The sequence below is a fragment of the Dietzia sp. HMSC21D01 genome (assembly GCF_001815995.1).
Classification (GTDB): Bacteria; Actinomycetota; Actinomycetes; order Mycobacteriales; family Mycobacteriaceae; genus Dietzia; species Dietzia cinnamea.
In genome coordinates, this window is the sequence record NZ_KV823611.1 from 1 (window position 1) to 4,286 (window position 4,286).

General features: G+C 70.2%; 3 protein-coding genes and 1 pseudogene. 3 read left to right on the plus strand and 1 reads right to left on the minus strand.

Features of this window, described 5'->3' with window-relative positions; all coding sequences use genetic code 11:
* Positions 1 to 62 precede the first annotated feature (62 nt).
* On the minus strand, positions 63 to 1,631 hold the full coding sequence (locus HMPREF3086_RS00500; protein ID WP_070719685.1) for an FAD-binding protein: 1,569 nt from the start codon (positions 1,629 to 1,631) through the stop codon (positions 63 to 65).
* A 136-nt stretch (positions 1,632 to 1,767) separates the two neighbouring features.
* On the opposite strand from HMPREF3086_RS00500, the gene HMPREF3086_RS00505 reads away from it, so the two are divergent.
* The 3 genes and pseudogenes from HMPREF3086_RS00505 to HMPREF3086_RS00515 all read left to right on the plus strand — a co-directional run.
* Positions 1,768 to 2,292: a DUF3253 domain-containing protein gene (locus HMPREF3086_RS00505; protein ID WP_246830831.1), complete on the plus strand. Its 525-nt coding sequence runs from the start codon at positions 1,768 to 1,770 to the stop codon at positions 2,290 to 2,292.
* Between the two features lie 151 nt (positions 2,293 to 2,443).
* A complete protein-coding gene (locus tag HMPREF3086_RS00510; RefSeq protein WP_063973926.1) occupies positions 2,444 to 3,601 on the plus strand; it encodes an acyl-CoA dehydrogenase family protein in 1,158 nt (385 codons plus the stop codon).
* 250 nt (positions 3,602 to 3,851) lie between these two features.
* Positions 3,852 to 4,286 (plus strand): annotated as a pseudogene (locus HMPREF3086_RS00515) (hypothetical protein); the annotation flags it as partial.

Consider the following 4,286-nt stretch of genomic DNA (forward strand, 5'->3'; position numbering starts at 1 on the left):
GCGACTCGTCCCCGCGGCCCACCCGCGCGACTCGCCCGCGCGACTCGTCCCCGCGGCCCGGTTCAGGGCGCGATCGGCAGCGGCTCCCCGGCCATGTCGGCCACGGCGCGGAACGCCATCGTCATCCCGGAGCCGAGCGGGACGCCCGGCCCGGGGTAGGCCTCCCCGGACACCGACGCCGACGAGTTGCCCGCCGCGTACAGGCCCGGGATCACTCGGCCCTCCGTGTCGAGCACGGCACCGTTCGGATCGATCACCGCGCCGCCCTTGGTACCGAGGTCACCGAGGACCAGTCGGACGGCGTGCAGACAGTCGCCGCCCACGGGGCGCAGGCACTGCTCGGCCGTCGAGGCGCCCAGGAAGAAGCGACCGTACGGGTCCTCCCCGCGGGCGAAGTCCGCGTCCCTGCCCTGCTCGGCGAAGCCGTTGAACCGCTCGAGGCTCTCCTGCAGCGTCGCGGGGTCCAGCCCGGTGGCCGCCGCCAACTCGTCGACGGAGCCAGCGGTGTGCCACAGTCCCGCCTCGCGTAGCTGGTCGGGATCCGGCGCCGGGATGCAGATCGCCGGGAAGCTCCCGGCCTCGGCGTCGTCGAAGATCAGCCAGAACTCGTCACCGGCCCCGTCCGCCATCCGGGCGCGCATCCGGCGACCCATCTGGTCGTAGGGCAGGAGCTCGTTGGCGAACCGACGGCCCGTGCCGTCGACGATGAACCCGGAGCGGAATCCGAGCGTGAACGCCGCGTGCCCGTTGGGGAAGAGGGTGGCGGGGCACCACCACGACTGGTCCAGCAGGTCGAGCTGCGCCCCGACGTGCTCGAACATGCGGACCGCGTCGCCGGAGCCGGTGTCCGGGTGCGAGGACGACCACTCGGCGGTGGGCATCTGCTGCCAGCGGTGACGCAGCTCCCCGGAACGCTCGAACCCACCCGCGGCGACCAGCACGCCCCGACGGGCACCGAGCAGCCGGCGGCCACCGTCACCGTCGACGGCTACCCCGATCACGCGTCCGTCCTCGCCGCGCACCAGCTCGCGGGCCGCGGTGTTCAGACGCGTCTCGGCGGAGTCCATCGCGTCGAGCGCGAGCACGAGCCTGGCGACCCACGCGCGGCCTCCCTCCAGCCGGGTGGTGTCCTCGGCCGCGCCGAACTGGTCGGCGGGAACCGGCGGGCGCACATCCGCCACCCGATCCCCGACCTCCTCGCCCTTGATCGGCTTCGGGTAGATGCTCCGACCCTGCTCCTGGCGCCCCGGCGCGTCGAAGTAGTCGGGGAACGCCTGGAACCTCGTGGGGATGCCCAGTTCCTCCTGGAGGAAGGTGACGACCGCCGGCCCCGTGTTGAGGAAAGCGTCCTGCAGATCCCGGTCGGTTCGGTCGCCCACCACCGCACGGAAGTAGGTCCGCCCCTTCTCGACGGAGTCGTCGACACCGTCTCTGGCGAGGACGGCGTTTCCCGGCAGCCACACCGCCCCGCCGGAGTAGGCGGAGGTTCCGCCGAATCGGTCGGTCTTCTCGATCAGGCAGGTGGACAGTCCGCGCGAGGCCGCGGCGGCGGCACCGAACAGCGCGGCCACCCCCGATCCCACGACCACCACGTCGAATTCCGCGTCGAAAGTACTGTCCTGCGCCGTCACGAAGGTCCCTCGTCTTCTGTCTCATCGGGTGGAACACGTTTCAGTGCCCCGTCGTGACGATAACACCGGACTCGGACAGACCGCCGTCGGATGCGATCACCGCCGACCGCGGGCTCTCGCAGGCATGATCGACAGGGTGAGCGACGAGCAGCAGGGCCCTGCCGACGGCGTGGAACACACGGACGACGGCCGATACATCGTGGTCGGCGGGAGGCGTTGGCGCGCGACCGACCCCTCGATTCCCGAGAAGCTCCGCGCCGAGTTGGTTCGCGCACTGATGACCGGGCGGCGGGAGGTCAAGGCCCGGGGAGATGCGGCGCGGGTGATGGTGCATGACGCGAAGGTCGCCCTCGGTGAGCGCGGCGATCCGTGGTGGGAGCCGACCGACGAGGGCACGCGGCAGCGACTCGAGGCGACGATCAGAACCCTCCTACGTTCCCGCGGCACCGGGTCGATCTGCCCCTCGGACGCAGCCCGGGTCGTCGGCGGGGAACGCTGGCGCGACCACATGGAGACGGCGCGGTCGGTCGCGTTCGAGCTCCGCGAGAAGGGCGTCGTCGCAGTGACCCAGAAGGGCCGGCGAGTCGACGGGACGGACGTCAGCGGTCCGATCCGGATCGTCGCCGACAACGGCCTGGAATTCACTCCGGGCAATGAGTGAGATAACCGGAACGGATGGGTGAGGAACCCGCGGAGCGCAGTCGGATTCTTGTAAGCTACTCACCAGTAACGGTCCACTACCCGACCCCCCGCTCCCCTCCGGCACGATCGGCCCGCCGACCCGGGCGGGCTCCAGATGGAAAGGCACCCTCTTGCGCCGCACTGTGTTCAACGAAGACCACGAAGCCTTCCGGAAGACCCTCCGCGACTTCATCGAGTCCGAGGTCGTCCCCCACTATGACGAGTGGTACGAGGCCGGGATAGTCCCGCGCGACTTCTACTACAAGCTCGCCGACCTCGGCCTGTTCGGCATCACCGTGGACGAGGAGTACGGCGGTGCCGGCCTCGACTCGCACAAGTTCGAGGCCATCCAATCCGAGGAGGTCATCCGCGCAGGCGTGAGCTTCGGGGGCTCCAACGTCCACGTCGCCCTATGCCTGCCCTACCTGAAGATGCTCGCGACCGATGAGCAGAAGTCGCGGTACTTCCCCAAGTTCGTCTCCGGCGAGGAGATGTGGGCCATCGCCATGACCGAGCCGGGCACCGGTTCGGACCTCGCCGGCATGAAGACCACCGCCAAGCTCTCCGAGGACGGCACCCACTACATCCTCAACGGGGCCAAGACCTTCATCACCGGCGGCGTCCATGCCGATCGCGTCATCGTCTGCGCGCGTACCGCGCCGCCGCGGGAGGACGACCGCCGGTTCGGCATCTCCCTGCTCGCGGTGCAGACCTCGCTCGAGGGCTACTCCGTGGGCCGGAAGCTCGACAAGGTCGGACTCAAGACCTCCGACACCGCCGAACTGTCCTTCACCGACGTCAAGGTTCCCGTCGAGGACCTCCTCGGCGAGGAGAACCGGGGCTTCTCGTACCTCGGCCAGAACCTGCCGTCGGAACGCTGGGGCATCGCCTTCGGCGCCTATGCACAGGCCGCCGCCGCGGTGCGTTTCGCCAAGGAGTACACCCAGCAGCGTGAGGTGTTCGGCAAGCCCGTCGCCGCCTTCCAGAACACCAAGTTCGAGCTCGCGGCCTGCCAGGCCAAGGTCGATGCAGCTCAGGCCGTCGCCGACCGGGCACTCGAGGCACTCGACGCGGGTGAGCTCACCGCCGCCGAGGCCGCCTCGGCGAAGTTGTTCTGCACCGAGGTCGCGGCCGAGGTCATCGACCGGTGCCTCCAGCTGCACGGTGGCTACGGCTTCATCAACGAGTACCCGATCGCGCGCCTCTACTCCGACAATCGCGTGAACCGGATCTACGGCGGCACCAACGAGGTCATGAAGACCATCATCGCCAAGGACATGGGGCTGTAAGCGACCCCACCACCCCACGAACGGGCCTCGACCGCACACTGCGGACGAGGCCCGTTCTCGTGGCCGCTCCGCCGCCTCCGCCCCCTCCGTCCGGCCGGCGTCTCGCCGCCCGGCGCCCCTGGCCGCGGCCAGACGAGGTGGGACCCCATCGTGTCGTAGTGGGTTGCTAGTGTTCACTCTATCGAACACACGAGCGATCCTCGCCCGGTCGGGCGGTGATCACACCCACGCACGAAGGGGGCGGGCACCGATGACGCGAGCACCACAACCGCAGCCGCACCCGGGCGGCTCCGCCGACTGTCCCGCCATCGCCGCGGCCGGCGCCGCCGCCGTGCAGGCCCTGTACGCCGAGAACATCGCCGCCGCCGCCCGCCTGCGCGCCTGCTACCACCTTTACACCGTGTGCGAGGACGAGCAGGAACGGCGCGACCTGGCCGCCGGCTACGACCCAGAGATCGACCTGCGGCCCGAGCACGCCGTCATCGACCCCTTCCACATCGCCTGCGCCGAGATCGTCGCCGCCTACGGCGTGCACAACAACCGCGCCCGCACCCTGCTCACCCGGGCCCGCACCCTCATCACGCGCTTCCCCACCCTGGTCGAGGCCATGGAAACCGGCCGCCTCGACGAGGACACCGCCGACCTGCTCGCCCGCCACATGCGCACCGTGGACTCCGCCCACCGC